Origin of the sequence: Rhodococcus sp. 15-725-2-2b (assembly GCF_002259075.1) — a bacterium.
Taxonomy (GTDB): Bacteria; Actinomycetota; Actinomycetes; order Mycobacteriales; family Mycobacteriaceae; genus Rhodococcoides.
In genome coordinates, this window is sequence record NZ_NPFL01000010.1 from 141,423 (window position 1) to 166,170 (window position 24,748).

Here is a 24,748-nt window from a genome sequence, read left to right on the forward strand (position 1 = left end):
GCTGTGAACGCAGTCGTCTCCTCGGTCGTGGAGTGGGTCCGCACCACCAACCGAGCGCCCGCGGTGGTCGGGGCGGTTCGGCGTGTGCGCCGCGCACTACCGGGTGACCCCACGTTCGGCGATCCCCTGTCGATCGACGGTCCGGGCCGAGCCCTGGCCGTCGCCCGCGTCGCCGACAGGTTCCTGGCTGCGAACGGACTCGACGACGAACCCGGCGCGTCTCGCGAAGTGGGTCTCGGGGCGCTGCAGCTGTGGCAGGCGATCCTCGAACGCGCAGGCCGAGGCCGCGGTGAGCACGATGTCACCATCGTGTTCACCGACCTCGTCGGGTTCTCGTCCTGGTCGCTCCGGGCCGGCGACACCGCGACCCTGACGTTGCTGCGCAAGGTCTCCAAGGCCGTCGAACCCGAGGTCGCATTCCGCGGCGGCCACGTCGTCAAGAGGCTGGGCGACGGCATCATGGCGGTGTTCGCCGACGCGGGCAAAGCAGTCGACGCGGTCTTCGCGGCCCGAGAGGCACTGAAGGGCGTCGACGTCGACGGCTACACCCCGACGATGCGCGTCGGCATCCACACCGGCAGCCCGCGTCAGGTGGGATCGGACTGGCTGGGCGTCGACGTCACCGTCGCCGCCCGGGTGATGCAGACCGGCGGCAACGGCAACGTGATGATCTCCGCGTCGGCCCTCGAGGCGGTCCCGCCTGAGGTGCTCGACGCCTTGCACGTGGTCTCCAAGCCCTATCGCCGCAGCTTCTTCGCTCCGAAGATCAAGGGCGCACCCGACGACCTACGCATCCTCCGACTCGTGCAGTCGCCACAGCGGTGACACCGGTCCGTGGCCCGCGCCCAGATCGTAGGACGCAGCCAGACAGCGGGTGACCCACTCCTTGCCGAACGCGACCGCGTCGGGCATGGAATAGCCGTGTGCCAGCGCCGACGCGATCGATGCGGCGAGGGTATCGCCGCCGCCGTGATCGTTGCCGGTGTCGATGCGCTCGCTGGTGAACTCGAGGAAGGTGTCGCCGTCGAACAGCAGGTCGGTGCTGTGCGTCGACGTCCGCAGGTGACCGCCCTTGACCAGGGCCCACTGCGCGCCCAACCCGTGCAGGGCCTCCGCGGCGCGGTGCGCGCTCGAGTCGTCGACCACGTCGATGCCGGTGATGAGCCGAACCTCGTCGAGGTTGGGGGTGACCAGCGAGGCGATGGGGAAGAGGGTGTGGCGGATGGCGTCGAGGGCTTCCGCGTGCAGCAGTGGGTCACCGTGCATCGACGCGCACACCGGATCGACGACCAGGGGAACCGGCTGATCTCGGCCGATACCCACCTCGGTGCACACGGCCGTGACAGCTTCGATGATCGCGGTGGAGGCCAGCATTCCGGTCTTCGCTGCGCCGACCCCGATGTCGGAGACGACGGAGCGAACCTGCGCAGCGACGACGTCCGGCGGAATCTCGTGGAAGCCCGTCACGCCGACGGTGTTCTGGACCGTGACCGCAGCGACGGCGATGCAGGCGTGGACACCCAGCAAGGCCATCGTTCGACTGTCCGCCTGGATTCCGGCTCCGCCGCCGGAGTCGGTTCCGGCGATGGTCAGCGCGCGGACGGGAGTCTCGCCGTTGGGCGTGAGCGGTAGGAACTTCACGAGAGAAGACAGTACCGGCGGGCGGAGAGACGGGGGGTCGCTGCCGTCGACACGGTTTGCCGAGCAGATGGCGAAAATATGGGCTGGCCTTGAATGTTGTTGTATCACAACGTCGAACAGGGTCACTTATGATCCGTACCAGCATTGTTGTCCTGTTCGGCGGACGAACCTACGCATCCGAAGGTTTGTTGGTAGAAAAGGTGACAGACCCACCGTGCGCATGTTTAATAGTGGTGCACGTCACATCGTTTTCACTCGTTCATCACTCCACACACAGCGAAGGAGGCGTCCCATGCTGGCAAGTTCTCCTAGCGCTGATGTCTCGATCAACAAAGACCAGAACCGGTTCGAGCTTCGACTCAACGGCGATCTCGTCGGGATCGTCGGCTTCTACGAGGTCGAAGGAAACGGCTCGCGCGCGACGCGTACTCATGTCGTGTCCTTCATGCACACGGTCGTCACCGAGGACTTCGGTCATCAAGGACTGGCCGGCATTCTGGTGCGCCGCGCGCTCGACAGTGCTCGGTCCTACGGCTGGAAGGTCAAGCCCGTCTGCACGTACGTGCAGCGCTTCGCCGCGGCCAACCCGGAGTACAACGACATGCTCGTCGCGCTCTGACGTTTCTTTCCCGGGTTGTCGACCGGTCACGGTAGGACCGGTCACATTCAGGGCACGACTCGGCGACGATCGAGGCACTCGCCTCGCGTCACATGGACAACACTGATCTCATAAGTGACATGAGTCACATACTTCCTCGACGAGCCGACGCGGTTCCCTCGGTCGATCGACCCGTCGTTCGCATCGAGGACGACGTCGATCACTACAGGTTCGATCTCTTCGTCGACGACGAACTCGTCGGCATTCTCGGGTACCGCTTCGGTGAGGGTGACGACGGCGGCGTCGGCCCGGTCGTCGCACTCATGCACACCGTCGTCAAAGAGGAATACGGCGACCGCGGATGGGCGGGAGTGCTGGTGCGAGCCTCACTCAACACCGCTCGCGATCGACAGTGGCGCATCGTCCCGATCTGCACCTACGTCCGGCGCTATCTGGCGCAGCACGAGGAATTCATGGATCTGATCGCCGAATAGAGAGCAGTGCTCTTGTTTTGTTGACGCATCGAGTGAATACTGCTTCCTGTAGAGAGCGCCGCTCTCGAAAGGATGGCTTTACCGATGCGTGTAGCTCTGTATCTGTTCGTCGGAGTCATGTTCGCCGCATATCCCGCACTGCGCCCCTACTCGGACGAGGAAGGCACCGCGGGAGCCGACGCGTTCGCATCCTCGAATTGGGTGCTCGCCCACACCTTCGCCATGCTCGGCTTCGTCGCGCTCGCACTGACCGTGCTCTACGCCGGTCGACGGTCCGATCTTGCGGTCGTGACCACCTGGATCGGCGTCGGGTTGGTGCTGCCGTACTACGGCGCAGAAACCTTTGCCCTGCATGCGCTGGGTGTCGATGCCGTACAGAACGCGAACCCGGGCCTGATCGATCTGGCCGACCCGATTCGGTACTCGCTCGTGCAGTCCGTCATGTTCGGGCTCGGACTGGTGCTGATCGGTGTCGGGCTGGTGGCATTCGCTCTACGCAACCGCTACGCCGTGGTGCTCGCTGCAGGTTTCGTGCTGTTTCTCCCGCAGTTCTACACCCCGCCGGCCGTGCGGATCGCGCACGGAGTGCTGATCGCCGTCGGGGCGATTGTTGCCGCCAGGGCCGTGGCGAACAGGTCGGCGGACGCTGTTCAGCCGATCTCCACGATCACCGGAGCGTGATCGCTGGCCCCCTTGCCCTTGCGTTCCTCGCGGTCGATCGACGCACCGGTCACCCGAGCCGCGAGAGCAGGGGAGGTCAACGCCATATCGATGCGCAGACCCTGCTTCTTGGGGAACCGCAACTGCGTGTAGTCCCAGTACGTGTACGTCCTGGGCTCGGGGGTGAACTGCCGCGTCACCTCGGTGAAGCCGGCGTCGCCGAACGCGGTGAAGGCGTCGCGCTCGGCCTGCGAGGTGTGGGTCTTGCCCTCGAAAAGAGCCGGATCCCAGACGTCGTCGTCGGTGGGCGCGATGTTCCAGTCGCCCACGAGTGCGATCTGTGCCTGCGGATCCGCTGCCACCCACGCCTGTGCGTCGGCCTTCAGCGCAGCGAGCCACTCGAGCTTGTAGGTGTAGTGCGGATCGGCGAGTTCGCGGCCGTTCGGCACGTACAGGCTCCAGACGCGAACCCCGTCGCACGTGGCACCGATGGCGCGGGCCTCCTGAGCGGGGTCGATCTCGGGATCCTTGCTGAACCCGGGCTGATCCTCGAACCCGACCTGCACGTCGTCCAGGCCGACGCGGGATGCGATCGCGACGCCGTTCCACTGACTCAACCCGACGTGGGCCACCTCGTACCCGATGTCGGTGAACCGCTCGTAGGGAAACTGTGCGTCCTTGCACTTGGTTTCCTGCATCGCCAGGACATCGACATCGGATCGTTGCAGCCAATCGACGATTCGATCCTGACGAGAGCGGACGGAGTTCACATTCCAGGTAGCCAAGCGCACGGAGAGGAACCCTATCGAACGTCCCCGACAAGCTCGCGACCGATTGCTTCGGCCATTCGGGGCGGTACTGCATTGCCGATCTGACGGGCCCGATCCGTGAGTGTTCCCGCAAACGTGAAGTCCATTGGGAAGCTCTGAATCAGAGCTGCCTCGCGCACCGAAATCGCGCGGTCCTGGTCGGGATGCCCGAATCTGCCGTTCGAGTAGCTGATGCACCGAGTGGTCATCGCCGTCGCAGGCTTGTCCCATGCCAATCGCCCGTATACGTCAGTGTGCCCGTTGTGATCGCGGTGGCAGTCGAGGATCAATTCGTCATCAACCCAGGAAGCTCGCGTACCCCCCTCCGGTGTCTGCTGAATGCGACGGAGATTGATCGGACTCAATCTCATTGCTACATGGTCGACGTCCTGAGGGTCTGTCTCTCCTGCGGCCAGCCGTGGTAAATCCCATATCTCGTCTCGCACGGTCCGAGGACGCACCATCTCGACAACCGCCTTCGATAGCTCGGGCTGGCCGACGCGCGACGCGACGAGGACCAGCCGACGTCGAGTCTGGGCGACCCCGAAGTCCAATGCACTGACGACATCGACGTCGACTTTGTAGGACCGACGTTTCAATGATGCGACGAATTGCTGAAAGAGCCTGCTGCCCTCCAACTTCTGGATGCCAGGCACATTCTCCACAAGCACATAGTCCGGGAGGAATTGTTCGACGAAGAGCTGAAAACTCGACAGCAGGTTGCGACGAGGGTCGAGTGCGCTCCGGCCTCGGTTCTGCTTCGAGAACGGCTGACATGGAGCGCAACCAGCGAAGAGCAGTGGTCCGTCGGGTATCGCCTTGGACAGCTCTGCCACGGTGAGCTCCCGGATGTCCTTCTCGAACATGTGTGCCTGAGGAAAGTTGGCGGAGTAGCTTCTCGCCGCAATGGGGTCGTTGTCGACGGCAGCAGCAATATCTAGGCCGGCATCCCGCAGTCCGAGGCTTGTACCGCCGCACCCCGCGAAGAAGTCGACGACAGCAACCACGATCATCGCTCCTTGGGTTCGGTGTTCGCGTTGGCCGAGCTGGGCTGATCGAGGAATGAGGTCACAACGGCTCGTATCTCATTCAAGGCGGGGTGGGAGGTACTGACCGTCGCCAGCACTTGCTCCTGGTGCGCCTCGATCTGGTGGGCTTGCGGATGCGCGCCGCTTTCTAGATCGAGCATATCGCTCGTTCGTGTCCTCCAGAACGCCTTTGCTTCCTTGGCCCGAACGCCTGGATTATCGCTACTGGAGTAGATGGGTTCGAGTTCCGCGAGTTCGGCTAGCAGGACCTCGGGGCAATCGGATCCTGGCAAGTAGCGGACGTGATGGTGCATCCACCGAAGCAGAATTTGTTCTGCTTCGACCTTCCTCGTTCGGGTCCTCGGATCATCACCGCCGTCCACCAAGAGCTTGGGGTCACCGTCGCAGAGGGCCCGGAGAGTGCTGCCGTAGTCCGAGATGGCGATCGTATTCGGCAGCGGAATCGCCCCACGATTCTGATCACCGTCAAGTAACACGAGACTTCGACTCTGGTGAGACTTGGCCATCATCGGAACGAAGTGAACAAGTATGTTGGATGCGCCCCCCAACGGAACTATCCTCAACCTTCGCTTAGCCTCCGCTGCGATCGGTCGAATTGCGCGCTCTACCAGCTTCTTCGCGAGTTGATCCTCAACATAGATCGAGAGGAGGTCGTCGGTCTCGATCCCAAGGCGAATAAAGGCATCGCGAGGTTCCGTGGACTGAGAGGTAAGGAACACCTTTCCAGAAGCAGGATTCAGGTCGAGTACTTTTATTGCTGTTGCCGGAAGGGTACGAATCATCTCCGGTGAGTGGGTGGCAAGAACTACCTGGTGACGTTTTTCCTTGATTTGCTGACGGATGAAATCGAGCAGCGCGTTTTGGGCGCGAGGATGAAGCGAGACCTCCGGTTCGTCGAGAAGGATGAGAGTTGCCGGCGCGGCTTGCAGTATCTGACGGACCATCATCGTGATCGCGAACTCACCACTACCTGCGAATGCTTCCGAGTAACGAAGTTCGCCACTGACCATCCGAATGGTCCATCCGGGACTGTCCAGTCCGGTCGGCTTGAAGTAGTTGTGCTCGATGAAGTCGATTCTGCTGTAGGAACGTCCAAGTATCGACGAGATCGCCGTGAGTTCAGCTGATGTCGCCTCGAACGGCCCAGACAAAATCCGTTCTGTACCGAAATAGACATCGGATGCGAGTCGTGAATCGAACGCTGCTGCAAGTCGCTTGGACCACTTGCGAATACGGTCCTTGCGTTGTTGATTCGACTTGTCGTTCTCGGACGGTCCGTGATGAAAATATCTGTCGAACGCCGAAATTTCGGTGCGAAAATCGAGGTAGAGAACCTTCTTGTCGATCGCCTTCCAGCGGGTGCGGGTTCGGTCAGGGCTGCCTTCGGGATAGGCCGCATCCGACGGCATCGGGCTCATCCCCGCAGAAATTATCGGCCGAGAGGGCTCGAAGTAGTCGGGATCAAGTGTGCGACCCGCCGATTTGGCACCCTTGGCCTGAATACGAGCCTTGATCGCTTCGACGACCTTCCCGTATCCGATCGAGAGGTAGCCGTGGACCACTTGTTGGCGTTCGTTACCGATGGGATCCAAATCGGTGTTGAACATGGTTGCGCCAAGGCCGACGTAATCGGTGGAACCCTCGATCGCCCGCAAGATACTTGTCTTATTTGTTCCGTTCGGGCCGATCAACGCTGTCAACGGATGTGTGAACTCGATTTGCAGCATCGGTTCAAGATTCTTGAAGTGCGGAAATCGTACGTGCCTGACGTACGGTTCCAGTTTCTTGGCCGCGAGCAAATTCTGCAACGCTTGGTCGTCCTGCGATTCGTACAACCTGCCCCCCGTCCCAAACCAGGATCCTGCCACACGACGTCGCTTCCAGTGTCATTGTGGCGCTTGCCGGGCATAGCGATAGCGATGGTGATCCACGAATCCCAGATCTCGATACAGGGCAACGGCCTCGGTGTTCTCGACGGCCACCTGCAGGTACGCGTGCGTCGCGCCGTGCTCGCGTCCCCAGCGCACCAGTTCTCCGCACATCAGGGTGCCGAGCCCGTTGCGCCGATGATCCGGGGAGACCCAGAGCGAGGTCAGTCCCACCCAGCAGCGACCGTCCGGGGCGGTGGTCACCGCGGCGCGACCGACCGCGGCTGCCGACGACGAGCGCGCGCCGATCATCCCGAAACCGAGGGTTCCGCCCCGAACCGCCGAGACCACCTCCGCTGCGCCCGCGGGAGCCGCGCGGCCCTGGTAGTACAAGCGATCCAACCACTGTCGTAACGGTTCCGAGGTGACGGTGATCGCCGAGTCACCCTCGCGTAGAACGAGATCGGAGATGTCTGCCGCCATGACGGCGCTTTCGTTGTACGTCGACCAACCCGCCGGGGGAGTGCCGAGGCGATCGGGAAGGGCGAGCGTCGGCGGTAATCCGCGAGCGGCGTATCGGGCTGTGATGCGCGCCAGCGTCTCTGGTGTCGTCGACGCTCCGGGCTCGAGCGGCACGGCCGAATTGGCGCGGCCGGTGAACCCGTGACCGAAACGCAGTTGCCAGCCGTCGATCCATTCCCGCTCGACGCCCGGCCAGCCGTCGGCAGCGGCGGCTTCGAGCGAACGGATCTCCGAGGTTCGAATCGGCTTGGGCGCCAGGGGTTTCAATGCCACGACTCGGTCGGCGGCAACTTGAACCAGTGTGCCGTCCCGGCCGCGCACCGAGACCGCGCCGGCGTCGCTGGACACCAGTTCACCGATCACGTCCGTCATCGGGTGGGTGTGGCCGGGTGGCAACCGATAGCGAAGCATCACCCGCGTACCCACCGGGACGGTCAGTCGTCGTCCTCGTCGTCGTGGCCGAACGGGTCGTCCACCGTGCCGGGTGTCCAGCTCAGTCCGGGCACGCCCCACCCGGCGCGCTTGATGGCCTTCTTGGCCGCCCGCGCATGCCGTCCGATGAGCACGTCGGTGTAGAGGAAACCGTCGAGATGACCCACCTCGTGCTGGAGCATACGAGCGAAGAAGCCGCGGCCCTCGATGTCGACGGGATCGCCCTTGGCGTCCGTACCGGTCACCCTGGCCCACTCGGCGCGCCCGGTGGGGTGCTGCTCGCCGGGGACGGACAGACAGCCCTCGTCGTCGTCATCGGGATCGGGCATCGTCTCCGGAATCTCCGACGTCTCGAGCACCGGGTTGACGACCTCGCCGCGGCGGCGGAAGATCTTGCCGTCCTCGCCTTGATCGGGGCAGTCGTAGATGAACAGACGCTTGCCGACGCCCACCTGATTCGCGGCGAGACCGACGCCGTTCGCGGCGGCCAACGTCTCGTACATGTCGGCGATCAGCTCGGCCAGCTCGGCGGGTGACTCGGTGACGGGTGCGGTTGCGGTGTGCAGCACCGGATCGCCGACGATCCGGATGGGAAGAATTGCCATGGTTGTGAAGGATAGTGGGCGGGAGTGGAGCCTGCGGAACGACCCGAGTGCCTGCTGCATGTGGTCGAGCACATGGAACACGCCACGCGCCGGTACCTCGCGGGAGCCGTGCTCGAGCCGTCGAACGTGGTTGAATGATCCCCGAAGTACAACCGTGTAATTCGGTCGGTGCTCCTTTGGGTGCCGGCAGTGCTGAGGGAAGCAGATTTCTCCGGGTGGGTGATCTTGCAGACCCGAGGAAGTCGAGAAGTCGAGGAGTGGGATGGACGGCGCAGCAGCGCGTGACTCGAACCAGTCTCAGCAACCGGGAAGTTCGGACGGCTCACAGGATCCGAACGAGGTCGGTGCGGACGGACTGAGTCGACGAGAGCACGACATCCTGTCCTTCGAGCGGCAGTGGTGGAAGTACGCCGGGGCGAAGGAAGAGGCCATCAAGGAACTCTTCTCCATGTCGGCAACCCGCTACTACCAGATCCTGAACGCGTTGGTCGATCGTCCCGAGGCACTTGCCGCTGATCCGATGCTGGTCAAGCGCCTGCGCCGGTTGCGTGCGAGTCGGCAGAAGGCTCGTGCGGCACGTCGACTCGGGTTCGACGTCTGAGCAGGTCCTCGAGTTCCGTGTGCTGGGTCGCCGTCGACGGTCGGCTAGGGTCGACTACGTGAGCAGCCCGAACCCGGAACAGACCGGGCCACCACTCCGTGCCCTGGCCATGGTGTTGATCTCGCTCGCGATTCTGTTCGCGGCGATCGGCGCGTTGTCGCTGACGGGTTCCGATTCCGACAACTCGGCCGCCGAGCCCGCCGCCGAGACGACGAGTGCACCGGCTGCGGTAGCACCCACCGCACAGGCTCCGGCGGCTCAGGTACCGGCAGGTGACGCGACGACCAGCAGCGCGCCGACCACCACCACCTCGGGCACCCCCGCCGACGTCGAGGTGCGGGTTCTGAACAACTCCAACATCTCCGGTCTCGCGGCAGGCACCGCAAGTACGTTGACCGCCGAGGGATGGACCGTCGCCGAGACCGGCAACTTCAGCGAAGCCCAGTTCGCTCAGACCGCGGTGTACTACGGCACCGCCGCAGGCGAGGAACAGGCCGCGCAGACGATCGCCACGCAGCTCGGAGTCCCGGCCGAACCCAAGCCGACCTCACTCGAATCCACGGCAGGCGTCGTCGTCATCGTGACTCAGTAGTCCTGCAGCGGCCAGTTGCACAGCATCGACTTCCGTGCCCGATTCGGCTGAATCGGTCGGCACGTTATCATTTCCGAGCCCGGCGAAACTGCCTGAAAGAGGAGCGATTTCCGATGGACATGTTCAAGCGACGCACTGCTGCGACCCGATCGTTGCGTTACGTGGCCCCGGTCCTCGCGATCGCGGCGCTCGGGCTCTCCGCCTGCAGCAACGGCGAGGTTCCGTCCGATGTCCCCGGAACCGTCCCTCCGGTCTGGACCGGCGAGGCCGATCCGTCGGCAGAAGCCGTGGCGGGTGACGGCCCGGCCGAGTCGGGCTCCGGCGACACCATCGAGGGCACACTGCGCGACGCCGGCGGTGCCGAGGTGGGCACGGTCTCGTTCGCGGCCGAGGGCGACAAGCTCACCGTCACCGCCGAGGTCGAGGGCATGACCCCCGGCTTCCACGGCTTCCACGTCCATGCCGTCGCCGCCTGCGAGCCGAACTCCGTGGCACCGACCGGTGGAGATCCGGGCGCGTTCCTGTCCGCTGGTGGTCACCTGCAGGTCGACGGCCGCACGGAGCACCCGGCCAGCGGTGATCTGACGTCCATCCAGGTCGGCGAGGACGGCACCGGAATGCTCGTCACCACCACCGACGCGATCACACTCGACGATCTGCGTGCGGACGGTGCCGGAACCTCGGTGATCGTGCACGAGGGTGCCGACAACTTCGCCAACATCCCGCCGCGATACACCCTGCCCGACGGTGCCGCTGTGCCGGACATGACGACTCTGATGACCGGCGACGCCGGCTCGCGGGCGGCATGCGCGGTACTGCAGTAGTTTGAACGCTCCCCGGATCGACTTCGCGAGTTCACCGCGCCCGACGCTCGGCGTCGAGTGGGAGATCGCGCTGGTCGACAAGAACACGCGGGACCTGGTCAACTCTGCCGAGGCGGTCATGGACGGCGTCCGCGATCTCGCCGGGGACACCCCGCGGGTGACCAAGGAACTGCTGCGCAACACCGTCGAACTCGTCACCGGAGTGTGCGAGAACGTCGGGGAGGCCATGGAGGACCTCGGCGGCTCGCTGGAATTGGTGCGGCGCGCCGCGGACCCATTGGGAATCGATCTGTTCTCGGCGGGCACTCATCCGTTCGCCGAGTGGTCCACCCAGCAGCTCACCAGTTCTCCGAGCTACGACGAGTTGATCGCTCGTACCCAGTGGTGGGGTCGGCAGATGCTGATCTGGGGTGTGCACGTGCACGTGGGTGTGTCGTCTCCCGACAAGGTCTTTCCCATTCTCAACTCGCTGCTGCTGCAGTACCCGCACCTGCTGGCGCTGTCGGCGTCCTCGCCGATCTGGGCGGGCAACGACACCGGCTACGCCAGCAATCGGGCGTTGATGTTCCAGCAGCTGCCGACGGCCGGTCTGCCGTTCCAGTTCGAGGACTGGTCGCAGTTCGAGGGATTCGTCCGCGATCAGCTCAAGACCGGCGTCATCGAGCAACTCGGCGGCATGCACTGGGACATCCGTCCTGCTCCCAAGTGGGGCACGATCGAGGTTCGGGTGTGCGACGGGGCGTCGACGAAGCGGGAGCTCGCGGCTCTCGTCGCGTTGACACACTGCCTCATCGTCCATCTCGACGAACGTCTCGAAGCGGGGGAGACCCTGCCGTCGATACCGCCGTGGCACGTGCAGGAGAACAAGTGGCGGGCCGCGCGGTACGGCCTCGATGCCGAGATCATCCTCGACTCCGACAGCAACGAACGGCTGGTCACCGACGATCTGCACGATCTGCTCGAGAAGCTGACGCCGACGGCCGTCCGACTGAACTGCGTCGACGAACTGGCAGCAGTGGCCGACATTCCCCGGCGGGGGGCGTCGTACCAACGTCAGCGGGCGGTGGCCGCGCAATCGGGCGGCGACCTGCGAGCCGTCGTCGAATCGTTGGTCACCGACCTCCGATCCTGATCCGCTCGCCTACTGGTCCGATTCGTTCGGTTCCATCTCGTTGACGATCAGCAGTCCGTCGCGGCCGCGCTGTTCGCGGTAGGCGACGCGGCCGACCGTGTGCGCGATGACCGGAGCGGTGACCAGGGTGAAGATGCCCACCAGCACCAGCATCCAGATGTCTACGTTGCCGCGCAGGCTGATGATGGCCCCGATCAGAACCATGATCAGCCCGACCACCTGTGGCTTGGTGGCCGCGTGCATCCGCGAGAGGGTGTCGGGAAAGCGCACGATGCCCACCGCCGCGGTGAAGGCGAGCAGGGCTCCGAACAGGATGAAGACGGAAGAAATGACCTGGGCTACGGTGCTCATTCGTCCCTCACAGTGTTGTTCATTCGTCCCTCACCCTGAATCGTGCGATGCTGACCGACCCGACGAAGCTGACCAGTGACAGCGCGACGATGGCCGGTACGAGGGTGGTGTCGCGGCTGTACACGGCCCACACGCCGAGACCGCACATCGAGACGGCGAGGATCGTGTCCATCGCGACGAGACGGTCGAGCGTGCTCGGTCCGTCGAGCAATCGGTACGCGGTGAGAATCGCGGCACCGATCAGGAGGGCTCCGGCAATCGCCAGTACGACGGTCACGACCAGTCCCCCTTCCTCTTGTCGTCGGTCTTCTTGTCGTCCCGAGGCGCGTCCGAATCGACCGGGATCGGATCGTCGCCGAGCACTCCGTGGTACTGCTGGTACTCCTGGAAGTGCAACGGGCTCGGCTTCCAGTCGGAGTCTCGCTCGAACGCGGCGATGAAGAGCTTCTCCATGTTTCGTACGTAGGCGTAGAAACCGTCGACGGCCTTCTGGGTGCCCATGTCCAACACGTGCACGTAGAGCAGGCGTCTGGTCCGGTCGATTTCGAGCACCATGGTGCCGGGCACGAGATTCATCGCGTCGACGAACAGGGTGAGCACCAGATCGGACTTGATCGCGATACGGCAGCGCAGCACCCCGGTGACCGGTGGAGCCTTGGGCCGGATGGCCAGCCAGGCCACGCTGAAGCTCGATTCCATTGCGTAGTAGAGAAATACGACGGCCAGCTTGACGAGTGAGAACACGTGGATGCGGCCCTCGACGGGAACGCGAGGCAACGGCAGCAGCACCATGATGAGCAGTCCCACCGCGATGCCACCGAGGATGTTCGCGGCAGAGACGTTGCCCCACAACAGAACCCAGATGGCGGTCAACCACGCGAGAGTCCACACGCGTAGCAGAAGGGAGCGGTTCATCTTCATCGAGTGCCTTCCTCGTCTCCGCGAGCCTGCTCGGCGGCCTGATCTCCGACGAATTCCGCTCCGCGCACCGCATCGATGTACACCGATCGATCACGAAGGTCGGCCGCGGCGCGATCACTGATGTCGATGATGGGGCCCGCGAACACCGTCATGGCCAAGCCGACGGCAACGAGCCCGATCGTCGGGATCAGCATGAAGGCCGGCATCCGGCCCACGTCCTCGCGATCACCGAACGCGATGTCCGAGGAGTCGTCGAGCAGCGCGGACGGGCTGTTGTCCGCCAGGTCGCCCTCGGGGGCGTCGGCGCGAGCACGCCAGAACGCTTTGGTCCACACACGGGCGACGACGTACAGCGTCAGCAAGCTGGTGACCGTTCCGCCCGCGACGAGCAACCAGGCCAACACGCTGCCCTGCTCGCTACCGGCCTGCAGCAGTGCGACCTTGCCGATGAAGCCCGAGAACGGCGGAATGCCACCGAGATTGAGGGCCGGCACCAGGAACACGATCGCCAGCACCGGGCTGGCCGCAGCCAGACCGCCGAGGCGTCGAAGAGACGACGAGCCGGCCTGACGCTCGATGAGACCGACGACGAGGAACAGTGTCGTCTGCACCAGAATGTGGTGGGCGACGTAGTAGATCGAGCCGGACAGTCCCGATTGCGTCGACAGCGCGACGCCGAAGATCATGTAGCCGATATGACTGACGAGGGTGAACGAGAGCAGTCGTTTGATGTCGCTCTGTGCGATGGAACCGAGGATGCCGACGAGCATCGTCAGCAGGCCACAGACCATCAGTACGTTGTCGAGCGAGCCGTCGGGGAACAGTAGGGTGTGGGCGCGAATGATCGCGTACACACCGACTTTCGTCAGCAGGCCGGCGAACACGGCGGTGACCGGTGCCGGGGCGGTGGGGTAGGAGTCGGGCAGCCACGTCGAGAGTGGGAACACCGCGGCCTTGATGCCGAACGCGACCAGCAGGACGGCGAAGATCGCGGTCCTCGTTCCTGGGTTGATGTCGTCCATCCGTACCGCGATGTGGGCCAGGTTCAGCGTTCCGGTTGCGCCGTACACCAGCGCGATGCCGATCAGGAAGATCAGCGAGGACACCATCGACACCATCACGTACGACACGCCCGCGCGTACCCGGTCCGCACTCGCGCCGAGGGTCAGCAGCACGAACGACGCCGCGAGCAACACCTCGAAGCCGACGAACAGATTGAACAGGTCCCCTGCGAGGAACGCGTTGCAGACACCTGCGGTCAACGCGAGGTAGGTCGGCAGGAAGATCGAGACGGGCTGGTTCTCGCTGCCGTCGCGGATGCCCTGACCGATCGAGTAGACCATGACGGCCAGCAGGACTATCGACGAGACGACGAGCATCATCGCCGACAGGCGGTCCACCACGAGGGAGATGCCGAGCGGGGAGTCCCAGCCGCCGACCTGCAGTGCGCTGGTGCCGTCGCGATCGGCGAGGTAGAGCATCACCGACGAGATGGCGACCACAGCGGTCAGCGCGACGAGGGTGATGAAACGCTGAGCGCGAGGACGTCGACCCAGCACCAGAGTCAGCGCCGCCGCCAACATCGGAATCAGTACCGGCAGCGGAGTCAGAACGTCGATCACTCCTGGGGAGATCGTCACTGTTCGTCTCCCTTCTTCTGTGGCCTGCTGTCGTCCTTCTCGGCTGTGTCGATTCCGTCGAGCCCGCGCACCTGCGGATCGTCGTCGTCGTTGTCGAAATCACCGTCGTGCAGGTCCTCGTAGCATTCGAGGTCCTCGCGATTGACGAGTTGTTCGATCGGAATCGGGTTGCCCTTCGAGTCGAACGCGTCGCCGCCGAAGCTCGGCTCGCCCGTCACCGGGTCGTCCGAGCGGTCGCGGTCGGGGGCCTCGGCCATCGAGCGACGCCGGGAGACCTTGGTGTCCTCGGGGTCGTTCTCCACGTCGTCCTTGGTGTTGAGAGTGAACGACCGATACGCCAGCGCCAGGACGAACGCGGCGATACCCATCGTGATGACGATCGCCGTCAGGATCACCGCCTGGGCCAGGGGATCGGCCATCTCCTGATTGACGGCGTTGTCGCGACCCACGATGGGGGGTGCCCCCGCGGGCCCGCCGACGGTCAGCAACAGCAGATTGACGCCGTTGCCGAACAACAGCAGCCCGAGCAGCATCTTGGTGATGCTGCGTTCGAGCAGTAGATACACACCCGATGCGACGAGAACACCGGTGATGATCAGCATTCCGAGATCTGCGGTCATGGGGCGCTCACTCGGCCTTGGCTCTGCATTTCCACCTGTGCGTCGAGACGGGCGCCGAGACTACGGAGCACGTCGAGTACCAATCCGACCACGATGAGATACACACCGAGGTCGAAGAACAATGCGGTGACCAACTTGATGTCGCCGAGAATCGGCAACGTCACCTCCAACGTCGCCGAGGACAACGCAGGCGCTCCGAGGAACATCGACGCCACCGCGGTACCGGCCGCGAAGATCAACCCGAGACCGAGGATCTTGCCGGCGTCGATCGGCACTGCCTCGCCGAGCTCGTAGCGCCCACCCGCCAGGTACCGCAGCACCAGCGCGAGTCCGGCGGTGAGGCCACCGGCGAAACCGCCGCCGGGGGCGTTGTGGCCGGAGAAGAAGAAGTAGATCGAGAGCACCATGATCGTCGGGAAGATCAATCGCGTCGTGACCTCGAGAATCAACGAGCGATGTCGCGGATCGATCAGATCGCCGCCGAGCAACCACGTCGTCTCCGCGGCGAAATTCGCATCCGAGGACGATGCGGGGGCGTCGGACACCCGCGGAGCGCTGCCGAACCGGCGGTTGCGGAAGACCAGGCTGGCCACGCCCGTCGCCGCGACGAGCAGAACGCAGATCTCGCCGAGGGTGTCCCAGGCGCGGATGTCCACGAGGATGACGTTGATGACGTTCTTGCCGTCGCCCAGGTCGTAGGCGGCGTCCGGCAGGAGCAGCGACACCGGGGCGGTGTTTCGGGCGTTCATCGCGAATGCGCCCAGCACACTGACGGTCGCTCCGACGGCGACGGCCAGCACGGCGCGGGGGCCGCGCGAACCGGCCGAGCCCCGATCGTCGACCTCGGCCGGCAGCTTGCGCAGCACCAACACGAACACCACGAGGGTGAGAGTCTCGACAAGGAACTGGGTCAGTGCCAGATCCGGTGCGCCGTGAATGGCGAAGATGACGCCGCAGCCGTAGCCGGTCAGACCGACGAGGATGACGCTGGCCAGGCGGTTGCGCATCACCGTGGCCCCGAGACCACCGGCGATCATGATCACACCGATGACCAGCTGCAACGGGGTGTTCCACAGGGTGTAGTCCAGGCCGGAGTCCTGGCCGACGAGCAACACGATCATCGGCAGCAGCACCAGAGTCAGCAGGATCGTGCCCTGGGTGAGGGGGAGCGAACCGCGCTGGGTGGTGCCGGTCAGGCGGATGGACAGGGCATCCATGTACTTGAGCACGTTGTCGTAGATGCGGTCTGCATTGCCGAGCGGGGGATGCTCGAACTTGAGCCGGTTGACGACCCGGTGGGCGATGAACAGCCCGACACCGCCGGTGACGACGACGACCGTCAGCGCGAGCGGAAGGTTGAATCCGTGCCAGAGGGCCAGGTGGTAGGGCTCCTGGCCGTACGACGGGAGGGTGCGGGCGTAGGGACTGACGATGCGGTCGACGATCGAGGATCCGAATCCGGCGATCACGCCGAGAACCGCCAGGAAAGCAGGTGCAGCCAGGAACAGTGCGGACGGTGCATGCATCGCCCTGACCGACGGACTCGGACGCTTGAGCTGCTTGCGTGCGAATGCGCCCCAGACGAATCGGATGCTGTAGGTGACCGTGAGAATCGAGCCGATCACCAGGCCCGCGACGACGACGGCCGCGACGATGGGATCGAGCGTCGGCGTGCTGATCACGGCCGACAACGCAGTCTCCTTGCCGACGAACCCGAGCATCGGCGGGAGTCCGGCCATGCTGGCCGCGGCCAGCGCCGCTATCGCGGCGAGCCAGGGAGCCTTCTTGCCCAGGTGGGCGAGCTTGCGGATGTCGCGGGTGCCGGTGGTGTGATCGACGATGCCCACGACCATGAACAGCGCCGCTTTGAACATCGCGTGCGCGATCACCATCGTCAGGCCGGCGAGCATCGCCTTCTCCGAACCGATGCCGACCAACACCATGAGAAAGCCGAGCTGACTGACGGTTCCGAACGCGAGGATCAGCTTGAGGTCGAATGCCCGCAGAGCTCGCCAACCGGCCAGGATCATCGACAGCAGTCCGAGGCTGATCACGGTGGCGCGCCACGGGCCGGAATCGGCGAACCCAGGGGCCAGGCGCGCCACCAGGTAGATGCCTGCTTTGACCATCGCGGCGGCATGGAGGTAGCCGCTCACCGGCGTCGGTGCGGCCATGGCTCCTGGCAGCCAGAAGTGCAGTGGCACGATGGCCGACTTGCTCAGTGCACCGATCAGGACCAGCACGATCGCGACACCGGGCAACCAACCGCCCGGCGCGTTCGCGACCAGCTCGGAGAGGTTGTAGGTACCGGAGACCTGGCCGAGGATGATGATGCCCACCAGCATCGCCAGGCCACCCGCGGTGGTGACGAGCAGCGCCTGAGTGGCTGCGCGTCTGCTCGAGGCACGCTCGGCGTAGTGACCGACGAGCAGGAACGACAGGACCGTCGTGATTTCCCAGAAGATGTAGAGCACCAGCATGTTGTCGCTGGTGATGAGGCCGAACATCGCACCCGAGAACGCGACCATCTCGGCGGCGAACAGCCCGAGCCGAGGTTCGTCGTCCTCGAAGTAGCGCGCACAGTAGAGCAGAATCAGGGCACCGATTCCGAGGACCAGCAGCGACATGATGGCGGCGAGCGAGTCGAATCGCATGTCGATGTTCATCGACAGGCCCGGGACCCATTCGATGTCGAGCTTCTGTTCGGTTCCCCAGTTGCCGAACACCCAGATCAGGCTGAGCAGAGGTACGAGCGCGAGGGGGAAAAAGGCATTGCGACCCCACCACCGGACCAGCAGCGGCGCGAGCAGCGCGGCGGCGGCGTGCGCAAGAAGAATGGCGAGCAAAAGTCACTCCGTCGTCTCGGTCGCATCGGCGGTCAAACCGAGCGGTGGTCGTAGGGCGGCGATGAGTAGGGTGTGCGAAGTCCGTGTGAAATTCGATGTGAGGCTTTGAGAAGTACGAACCGGTTGCCGAACGGCAGCCGTGAGTTGTCGATGTCCACTTTACTTTGCGTGGTCGGACGCGTGCCAAGCGGTACATAACGGTCGCGGTGACTCCGGTCGAGGGGAGCGCGTTGTCGTGAGCGGATCGAGGATCATTCGGACCGCCGGGCTGGCGTACGTCCGGAATCGCCGAATGATCCAGACGCGATCGGCCGGCAAATCCGCGTTCTACATGGCGGGCGGAAAGATCGACCCCGGCGAGACACCCGAGCAAGCCCTCCATCGGGAGATCAGAGAAGAGCTCGACGCGTCGGTGACGGGTGCCCGGCTGCTCGGGGTGTTCGAGTGTCAGGCATGGGGGCACCCGGCGGGCACCCCACTCGAGCTCACGTGTTTCCTCGCCGATCTGGCCGACGAGCCGACGCCGACCAGCGAGATCGCAGAGATCAGGTACTTCACCCGTGACGAGTACGCAGCGATGCCGGACGTCGCTCCGGGATCACTGATGGTGTTCGACCGGATGAGAGCGCTCGATTTGATCGACTGAAGCGGGTACGTTGGGAACCGAGAGAACGAACGTTCTCCACCGGCCACCGTTGAGGAGTCCCGATGACGAACCTGTCCGACAAAGCCACCACCCTGCTCGAGCTGCACAAGCCCGGAAACCCGGTCGTACTGCCGACCGTGTGGGACGCCTGGTCCGCCAATCTGGCCGTGTCCGCAGGCTTCACCGCGCTGACCGTCGGAAGCCACCCCGTCGCCGACTCCATCGGCAAGCCCGACAACGAAGGCATGACCTTCGACGAACTGCTCGCCCGCATCTCGCAGATCTCCGCCGCCGTCGACGTGCCGCTGTCGGTCGACATCGAAGCCGGCTACGGCGAGGACCCCAAGCGACTGATCGACGGCCTCATCTCCGTCGGAGCCGTCGGCCTCAACATCGAGGACACCGTGCACAGCGAAGGCGGACGCCTGCGCGAAGCGCAGGAACACGCCGACTTCGTCGGAGCACTGCGCGCCGCGTCCGACGCCACCGACGTACACGTGGTCATCAACGCCCGCACCGACCTGTTCGTCAAGGCGATCGGCGACGAGAGCGACCGCGTCGACCGCGCCATCGCGCGCCTGAAGCTGGCTGCCGCGGCCGGAGCCGATTCGCTCTACCCCGTCGGATTCCACAACGACGCCGACTACAAGCGTCTCGCCGAGGAACTTCCGCTGCCCATCAACGCCATCGCCAACCCGGCCGAAGGCGATCTGTCGCACTTCGCATCCCTCGGTGTCGGTCGCATCAGCTTCGGACCGATCTTCCAGATGGAGTTGGCCAAGCGGGCAGAGGAGATCCTCGGCCGCTGGAAGTGAGAGCGGCTTCGCCGCAGGTGAGCAGAACTTCGTAGCCTGCTACGAGTTTCCGTTCACGACCCGTAGGCCCGCAGATGCGCCACCTGCTCGGGATCGAGTGACGGCTTCACCGTCGCCCGAGCGGCGGCGACATCGGCGGCGGTGACGTCGGCCGCATCCATCGACCGACGCATCGCCGTCAACGCGGCCTCACGCAGCAAGGCCGCGCAGTCGGCCGCGGAGTAGCCGTCGAGATCTCGCGCCAGCGACTCCAGATCCACGTCCTCGGCGAGCGGGATCGATTTGCCCGATGCCTTCAGGATGTCAACGCGGGCATCGGAATCCGGCGGCGGCACGAACACCAGGCGCTCGAGGCGGCCGGGGCGCAACAGTGCGGGATCGATCAGATCGGGTCGGTTGGTCGCCCCGAGCACGACGACGTCGCGCAACGGTTCGACGCCGTCGAGCTCGGTCAGCAGCGCCGCGACCACTCGGTCGCCGACGCCGGAATCCGAGCTCTGGCCGCGTCGGGGGACGAGCGCGTCCACCTCGTCCAGGAAGATCAGCGAGGGAGCGGAATCGCGTGCACGCTGAAACAGTTCTCGCACAGCCTTTTCCGAGGATCCCACCCACTTGTCCATCAGTTCCGCGCCCTTGACCGAGTGCACGCTGAGCTGCCCGGAACTGGCCAGCGCCCGCACGAGGAACGTCTTGCCGCAGCCGGGCGGGCCATACAGCAGAACTCCTCGCGGCGGCTCGATTCCCAAGCGCGCGAACGAATCCGGGTGACGCAGCGGCCACAGCACCGCCTCGGTGAGTGCCTGCTTGGTCTCCACCATGTCGCCGACGTCGTCGAGCGTGAGACTGCCGATGGCCAGTTCTTCGCTACCCGATCGCGAGAGTGGACGGATCACCTGAAGAGCGCCCACCAGATCGTCCTGCGTCAACGAGGCCGCGGCCGAATCGTTCGATGCGCGAGCCGCCGCCCGCAGTGCCGCCTCCCGCGTCAGTGCAGCCAGATCGGCGACCACGAAACCCGGTGTCCGTGAAGCTATCTCGGTCAGATCGACGTCGCCCTGCGGAACCTTGCGCAGCAGATGCTCCAACAATCCCTTGCGGCCCGACGCGTCGGGCAGGGTGATGGTGAGCTCCCGATCGCAGAGGTCCTGACCACGCAGCCGGGGATCAGTTGCCTCCGGATGAGCCGTCGTCGCGATCAGGGCAAGACCGGGAGTGTCGACGGCCCGACGCAGTACATCCAGGACGAACGTGGACGCCGGCTCGGGAACGGAGGGCAGCAACGCGTCGACGTCGGTGATCAGCAGAACCCCGGAGCCGGCGAGTTCGTCGACCGCCGCGGTGACCCGATCCACCCGAGCCGAGGCCTCGAGCGCGCCGATCGACGGTCCGTCCAGCACGACGCATGCGCGTTCTCCGATGACCGCGCGCGCCAACGTCGCCTTGCCGACCCCGCCCGGTCCGGTGATCAACACTCCCAGATGCGGTGATGCGCCCAGCGTCGCCAACAACTCCGACTCGTCCAACGCCAGCCGTAGCCACTCGGTGAGTTTCGACTGTTGGACGCTCACTCCCACCAGATCCGCTGCGCTCACCGGCGGTGCTGCGGACTTCGGCGCGGGACGCGACGCGGCCTGCGGCTGTGCAGCGGTGACGGTGCCCGAGCCCCACCCGACCGCCGAATTGGGCTGCACACTCACCGGCCCACCCGACGGGTCGACGGCCGAGACCGTCAACAGCTCGGTTGTCCACGCAACCCCGAACGTTCTCGACAGCGCCTGCGTCGCCGATGTGGTCGAGGTGCCGGGTCCGAGATCGCGGGGGAGGAGCGAGACCGTGTCGCCCACCGTCAGCACCTTGCCCAGCAACGCTTGGCGCAGGGTGGCGTCGGAGATGGAACCGGTGGCGAGCGCGGAGCCTGTCACCGTGACGGTTCTGGCTCCGTAGACGGTGACGGGTCCGACTGCGACAGAAGCATTTTCGCGAAGGCCGGTGTTGGAGAGCGTGACGTCGTCCAGAAGTGCGGTGCCCTGGGGCGATCCGTCGGGTGCCGCCGCGACGACGGCGGCCGTGCGACGAGAACCGATGAGCGACACGGCATCCCACTCTCTCAGGCCCAGCGCCGCGAGAACTTCCGGATGCAGGCGCACGACGCCGCGTCGGGCATCGGCGGCCGAGGTGTTGAGGCGGGCGGTGAGAACGAGCTCAGGCGTCGTCGAGCGAGATTCGGTCACACACCCAACCTACTGGGGTCATTCCGCGGGCTCCACTCCCTGCAGTAGGCGGCGAGACACTAGCTGCGAGGTCGACGCAGTCCCAGACGAGCCTGCGACCGACGATTGTTGCCCGGTGCGCGTCGGATGGCCCGACGCTCTGCGCGGCGCTCGGCCGGCTTGGCGTCCCAGGTGTACGGGCGCGCGGCAGTCCAGCGTTGCGAGCGCACCGCGAACGGGATGTGCACCAGGTAGGCCAGCACCAAGCCCATCAGCAGGATCAGCGGGAAGGTGATGAGCGCGGCGGCGAGCAGCGCGACGAGCACCAGCAGGATCGCGGCGAGCCGCGGCGGCACCGAGACCGTCTTGAGCGCCAACGTGGGGATTCGGCTGACGATCAGACCGGCGGTGAGGATCGACCACCCGGCGACGACGTAGAACGAGGCCCACCACCCGTCACCGAACTGCTCGAAGCCCGCGATCGGTGCCATGGCGATGAGCGCTCCGGCGGGAGCAGGAACTCCGGTGAAGTACTCGCGGGCGTAGGCAGGCGTGTCGTCCTCGTCGAGCAGAGTGTTGAAGCGCGCGAGACGGAGCACGATGCTCACGGCGTAGACCAGTGCGACGATCCAGCCGCCGCTGCTGCCCTCGAGCAGTGTCACGTACAGCACCAGAGCCGGGGCCACACCGAACGAGATGGCGTCGGACAGCGAGTCCAGTTCGGCACCGATCTTGCTGGTGGCGTCGAGCAGTCGAGCGATGCGGCCGTCCAACGCGTCGAGTATCGCAGCGGCACCGATCATGGCGAGCGCAGTGCCGAGCTGCCCGTCGAGGGCGAACTTGACCGCGGACAGGCCCGAGCACAGCGCGAGAATCGTGACGACGGATGGGAGCAGACGAATGGCAGCAGGCGGCTTGGCGCGTCTGGTGATCATGTCGGTTTCTACTGTGGAAGCTCGGCGAGGACCGTCTCGGCGCCGACGGCGCGTTGACCGCGTTCGACCAGCAGTGTGGTGCCCGCGGGGAAGTAGGTGTCGACGCGGGAACCGAATCGGATCAGGCCGTACGTGTCGCCGATCGACAGGGCGTCGCCCACCTTGGCGTTGTTGATGATGCGTCGAGCAATGAGACCGGCGATCTGCACGACGGCGACGTCCTGACCGGAGTCGGTCCTGATGTGCATGCTGTTGCGCTCGTTGACCTCGCTGGCCTCGGCAAGGTCTGCGGACTTGAACTGGCCTCGGCGATGCACGACCTCCACCACTCGACCGGCGACGGGAACGCGCTGGACGTGCACGTCGAGAACCGAGAGGAAGATGCTCACGCGCGGAACCGGCTGCGAGCCCAGATCGAGCTCGGCGGGCGGGACGGCGGTGTCGACGAGGGTGACCAGGCCGTCGGCGGGAGCGACGACGACGCCGGGGCGGTTCGGTGGCACCCGCGACGGGTGGCGGAAGAAGGTGGCGCAGGCTCCGGCGGCGACGAGGCCGGCGTTGCGAACCCACTTGGATCGGCGGCCGAGAACGGCGACGGCGAGCGGACCACCGACGAACGGCAGGCCTGCGGGGTGGAGCGGTGGAACCGTTTCACGGACCAGGTCGACGATGTGAGCCGCTCCGGTGCGGGGCGGTTGACCAATCGGGGCGGGACGGCGTGCCACGGTCTCCTCTAACTTTTCGTCGGACAGGTGTCGGCAGGTCGTGATGCCGGAAGCAATCGAGGCGTGAAAGCACGACTGCCGAGGCCCTCACAGCGTACGTGAGGTGCCCCGGCAGTCGGGAGCTGCGAGTCGATCAGACGCGGCTGCGACCTGTCACGAGCTTGACCAGGAACAGCAGGATGACTGCGCCCAGGATGCAGGTGATGAAGCTGAAGATCAGTCCGCCACCTTCGACATCGACGCCGAAGACCTTCAGCAGGTATCCGCCGATGAGGCCACCGATGACGCCGACGACGATGTTCAGGATGATGCCCATCTGAGCATCCGTCTTCATGATCTTGCTGCCGATCCACCCTGCGAGTCCGCCGATGATGATCCAGCCGATGAATCCGAGACCCAACATGTGTTGCCCCCACTTTCCGTTCGTGTCGTTTGCTTGTCGAAACGTCGGATGCCCGAGGGAAACAAACCTGAAACCTTCCTGAGAAGAATTATTTTTTTCCCAGCTTCTCGCTCTCGACCTTGATGCGGCGCAGGGTGCTGTTCATACCCTCGACGAGTTCGACGTCGAACTCGTCGATGCCGCCGAGGACACGCTTGACCAGCAACGACGACACCGCCGACGTGCCGCTGGGTGCCTGCCGCTTCTCGACCACGGTCGTTCCGGTCGCAGTCGGTGTGAGGGTGTAGGACCAGATCGTCTTGTTCTCGACGACGCGGAACGCGAGTTCACGGTTGGGCTCGAAGGTGACGACCTTGGAGGTCGTGGGCCAGACGAGCATCCCCTTGCGATTGACGTTGAGCGTCTTGGTGCCCTTGCCGACCGGTCCGCCGAAGACCTTCATCTTCTTGCACTGCGGGCTCCACTCACCCATGCGCTGCAGGTCCGAGACGATGGACCATACGGTCTCGGGGCTCGCGGCGATGTCGATCGTGGCTTCGAGAGTCTTGCTCAACGTGGGCCTCCTGATAGTGAGTAGATGCAACTGAATGTCACACTCAATCGTGCGCATCCTATGTGTCAACGGACACAATCGACCACGTAGGTGAGCAGAAATTCGTAGCCCACTACGAAGTACCGCTCACCTGGGGTCGTTCCGCAGGCTCCACTCCCGCTCACCTGGGGTCGTTCCGCAGGCTCCACTCCCGCTCACCTGGGGTCGTTCCGCAGGCTCCACTCCCGCTCACCTGGGGTCGTTCCGCAGGCACCAC

At 64.9% G+C, this 24,748-nt stretch carries 27 protein-coding genes; 10 read left to right on the forward strand and 17 right to left on the reverse strand.

What is annotated here, in order from left to right; all coding sequences use genetic code 11:
* The first annotated feature begins 3 nt into the window (after positions 1-3).
* Positions 4-825: an adenylate/guanylate cyclase domain-containing protein gene (locus CH306_RS12800; RefSeq protein WP_094630915.1), complete on the forward strand. Its 822-nt coding sequence runs from the start codon at positions 4-6 to the stop codon at positions 823-825.
* Here CH306_RS12800 and thiD read toward each other — a convergent pair.
* Positions 787-1,641: a bifunctional hydroxymethylpyrimidine kinase/phosphomethylpyrimidine kinase gene (gene thiD / locus CH306_RS12805; protein WP_094646804.1), complete on the reverse strand. Its 855-nt coding sequence runs from the start codon at positions 1,639-1,641 to the stop codon at positions 787-789. The two genes, CH306_RS12800 and thiD, sit on opposite strands and share 39 nt — an antisense overlap.
* 292 nt (positions 1,642-1,933) lie before the next feature.
* Between thiD and CH306_RS12810 the strand changes: the two genes are divergently transcribed.
* The 3 genes from CH306_RS12810 to CH306_RS12820 all read left to right on the forward strand — a co-directional run bounded on the left by CH306_RS12810 (position 1,934) and on the right by CH306_RS12820 (position 3,414).
* Positions 1,934-2,260, forward strand: a complete 327-nt coding sequence (locus tag CH306_RS12810) for a GNAT family N-acetyltransferase (RefSeq protein WP_032393766.1) — start codon at positions 1,934-1,936, stop codon at positions 2,258-2,260.
* 119 nt (positions 2,261-2,379) lie between these two features.
* Positions 2,380-2,733: a GNAT family N-acetyltransferase gene (locus tag CH306_RS12815; protein ID WP_094646879.1), complete on the forward strand. Its 354-nt coding sequence runs from the start codon at positions 2,380-2,382 to the stop codon at positions 2,731-2,733.
* Positions 2,734-2,817: 84 nt separating this feature from the next.
* The gene (locus CH306_RS12820) at positions 2,818-3,414 is read left to right on the forward strand and encodes a hypothetical protein (RefSeq protein ID WP_094646805.1); all 597 of its coding nucleotides are present in this window, start codon (positions 2,818-2,820) and stop codon (positions 3,412-3,414) included.
* Here the strand turns inward: CH306_RS12820 and CH306_RS12825 are convergent.
* Genes CH306_RS12825 through CH306_RS12845 form a run of 5 tightly spaced genes read right to left on the reverse strand, consistent with a single transcriptional unit; the run spans position 3,384 to position 8,678 of the window.
* Positions 3,384-4,184 (reverse strand): exodeoxyribonuclease III, encoded by an 801-nt coding sequence (locus tag CH306_RS12825; protein WP_094646806.1) that lies wholly within the window; start codon positions 4,182-4,184, stop codon positions 3,384-3,386. The two genes, CH306_RS12820 and CH306_RS12825, sit on opposite strands and share 31 nt — an antisense overlap.
* An 11-nt stretch (positions 4,185-4,195) precedes the next feature.
* Positions 4,196-5,209, reverse strand: a complete 1,014-nt coding sequence (locus CH306_RS12830) for a DNA cytosine methyltransferase (protein ID WP_256981147.1) — start codon at positions 5,207-5,209, stop codon at positions 4,196-4,198.
* A gap of 2 nt (positions 5,210-5,211) precedes the next feature.
* On the reverse strand, positions 5,212-7,086 hold the full coding sequence (locus CH306_RS12835) for an ATP-dependent nuclease (RefSeq protein ID WP_094646808.1): 1,875 nt from the start codon (positions 7,084-7,086) through the stop codon (positions 5,212-5,214).
* A gap of 51 nt (positions 7,087-7,137) precedes the next feature.
* On the reverse strand, positions 7,138-8,079 hold the full coding sequence (locus CH306_RS12840; RefSeq protein ID WP_441347019.1) for an N-acetylglutamate synthase, CG3035 family: 942 nt from the start codon (positions 8,077-8,079) through the stop codon (positions 7,138-7,140).
* Positions 8,076-8,678, reverse strand: a complete 603-nt coding sequence (locus CH306_RS12845; protein ID WP_032393768.1) for a peptide deformylase — start codon at positions 8,676-8,678, stop codon at positions 8,076-8,078. The genes CH306_RS12840 and CH306_RS12845 overlap by 4 nt, the downstream gene beginning before the upstream one ends.
* A gap of 262 nt (positions 8,679-8,940) precedes the next feature.
* On the opposite strand from CH306_RS12845, the gene CH306_RS12850 reads away from it, so the two are divergent.
* The 4 genes from CH306_RS12850 (at position 8,941) to CH306_RS12865 (ending at position 11,827) form a co-directional block, all read left to right on the forward strand.
* Positions 8,941-9,279 carry a DUF3263 domain-containing protein gene (locus CH306_RS12850; protein ID WP_032393769.1) on the forward strand — a complete coding sequence of 113 codons (339 nt, stop codon included), beginning with the start codon at positions 8,941-8,943 and terminating at the stop codon, positions 9,277-9,279.
* A gap of 58 nt (positions 9,280-9,337) precedes the next feature.
* Positions 9,338-9,871, forward strand: coding sequence for a LytR C-terminal domain-containing protein (locus tag CH306_RS12855; RefSeq protein WP_230596606.1), 534 nt, complete (start codon positions 9,338-9,340; stop codon positions 9,869-9,871).
* A gap of 113 nt (positions 9,872-9,984) precedes the next feature.
* Positions 9,985-10,695 (forward strand): superoxide dismutase[Cu-Zn], encoded by a 711-nt coding sequence (sodC, locus tag CH306_RS12860; RefSeq protein ID WP_045198742.1) that lies wholly within the window; start codon positions 9,985-9,987, stop codon positions 10,693-10,695.
* A 1-nt stretch (position 10,696) separates the two neighbouring features.
* Positions 10,697-11,827: a glutamate--cysteine ligase gene (locus CH306_RS12865; RefSeq protein ID WP_230596607.1), complete on the forward strand. Its 1,131-nt coding sequence runs from the start codon at positions 10,697-10,699 to the stop codon at positions 11,825-11,827.
* Positions 11,828-11,836: 9 nt separating this feature from the next.
* On the opposite strand, the gene mnhG is transcribed toward CH306_RS12865, so the two are convergent.
* From mnhG to CH306_RS12895, 6 genes are read right to left on the reverse strand one after another with little or no spacing between them, the layout of a single operon-like run.
* The gene (gene mnhG / locus CH306_RS12870) at positions 11,837-12,178 is read right to left on the reverse strand and encodes a monovalent cation/H(+) antiporter subunit G (protein ID WP_032393771.1); all 342 of its coding nucleotides are present in this window, start codon (positions 12,176-12,178) and stop codon (positions 11,837-11,839) included.
* 19 nt (positions 12,179-12,197) lie between these two features.
* Entirely contained in the window at positions 12,198-12,455 is a 258-nt protein-coding gene (locus CH306_RS12875; RefSeq protein WP_032393772.1) for a monovalent cation/H+ antiporter complex subunit F, read from the reverse strand.
* Positions 12,452-13,093, reverse strand: a complete 642-nt coding sequence (locus tag CH306_RS12880) for a Na+/H+ antiporter subunit E (protein WP_373453493.1) — start codon at positions 13,091-13,093, stop codon at positions 12,452-12,454. The genes CH306_RS12875 and CH306_RS12880 overlap by 4 nt, the downstream gene beginning before the upstream one ends.
* A gap of 2 nt (positions 13,094-13,095) precedes the next feature.
* Entirely contained in the window at positions 13,096-14,739 is a 1,644-nt protein-coding gene (locus CH306_RS12885) for a Na+/H+ antiporter subunit D (RefSeq protein ID WP_032393774.1), read from the reverse strand.
* Positions 14,736-15,359, reverse strand: coding sequence for a Na(+)/H(+) antiporter subunit C (locus CH306_RS12890; protein ID WP_094646810.1), 624 nt, complete (start codon positions 15,357-15,359; stop codon positions 14,736-14,738). Before CH306_RS12890 ends, CH306_RS12885 begins: the two co-directional genes overlap by 4 nt.
* Positions 15,356-18,205, reverse strand: a complete 2,850-nt coding sequence (locus tag CH306_RS12895) for a Na+/H+ antiporter subunit A (RefSeq protein ID WP_032393776.1) — start codon at positions 18,203-18,205, stop codon at positions 15,356-15,358. The genes CH306_RS12890 and CH306_RS12895 overlap by 4 nt, the downstream gene beginning before the upstream one ends.
* A 235-nt stretch (positions 18,206-18,440) precedes the next feature.
* Between CH306_RS12895 and CH306_RS12900 the strand changes: the two genes are divergently transcribed.
* Together CH306_RS12900 and CH306_RS12905 are read left to right on the forward strand one after the other, a co-directional pair.
* Positions 18,441-18,851, forward strand: a complete 411-nt coding sequence (locus CH306_RS12900; RefSeq protein ID WP_329955499.1) for an NUDIX hydrolase — start codon at positions 18,441-18,443, stop codon at positions 18,849-18,851.
* A gap of 62 nt (positions 18,852-18,913) precedes the next feature.
* Positions 18,914-19,666 (forward strand): isocitrate lyase/PEP mutase family protein, encoded by a 753-nt coding sequence (locus CH306_RS12905; protein ID WP_094646811.1) that lies wholly within the window; start codon positions 18,914-18,916, stop codon positions 19,664-19,666.
* A 53-nt stretch (positions 19,667-19,719) separates the two neighbouring features.
* Here the strand turns inward: CH306_RS12905 and CH306_RS12910 are convergent, their stop codons facing one another.
* The 5 genes from CH306_RS12910 to CH306_RS12930 all read right to left on the reverse strand — a co-directional run bounded on the left by CH306_RS12910 (position 19,720) and on the right by CH306_RS12930 (position 24,492).
* On the reverse strand, positions 19,720-21,897 hold the full coding sequence (locus tag CH306_RS12910) for an AAA family ATPase (protein ID WP_094646812.1): 2,178 nt from the start codon (positions 21,895-21,897) through the stop codon (positions 19,720-19,722).
* Positions 21,898-21,956: 59 nt separating this feature from the next.
* The gene (locus tag CH306_RS12915; RefSeq protein ID WP_032394133.1) at positions 21,957-22,811 is read right to left on the reverse strand and encodes a CDP-alcohol phosphatidyltransferase family protein; all 855 of its coding nucleotides are present in this window, start codon (positions 22,809-22,811) and stop codon (positions 21,957-21,959) included.
* A gap of 8 nt (positions 22,812-22,819) precedes the next feature.
* Entirely contained in the window at positions 22,820-23,536 is a 717-nt protein-coding gene (locus CH306_RS12920) for a phosphatidylserine decarboxylase (RefSeq protein ID WP_094630900.1), read from the reverse strand.
* A 133-nt stretch (positions 23,537-23,669) separates the two neighbouring features.
* Positions 23,670-23,939, reverse strand: a complete 270-nt coding sequence (locus CH306_RS12925; protein WP_045198755.1) for a GlsB/YeaQ/YmgE family stress response membrane protein — start codon at positions 23,937-23,939, stop codon at positions 23,670-23,672.
* Between the two features lie 88 nt (positions 23,940-24,027).
* Positions 24,028-24,492 carry an SRPBCC family protein gene (locus CH306_RS12930; RefSeq protein ID WP_094646880.1) on the reverse strand — a complete coding sequence of 155 codons (465 nt, stop codon included), beginning with the start codon at positions 24,490-24,492 and terminating at the stop codon, positions 24,028-24,030.
* Positions 24,493-24,748: the final 256 nt, after the last annotated feature.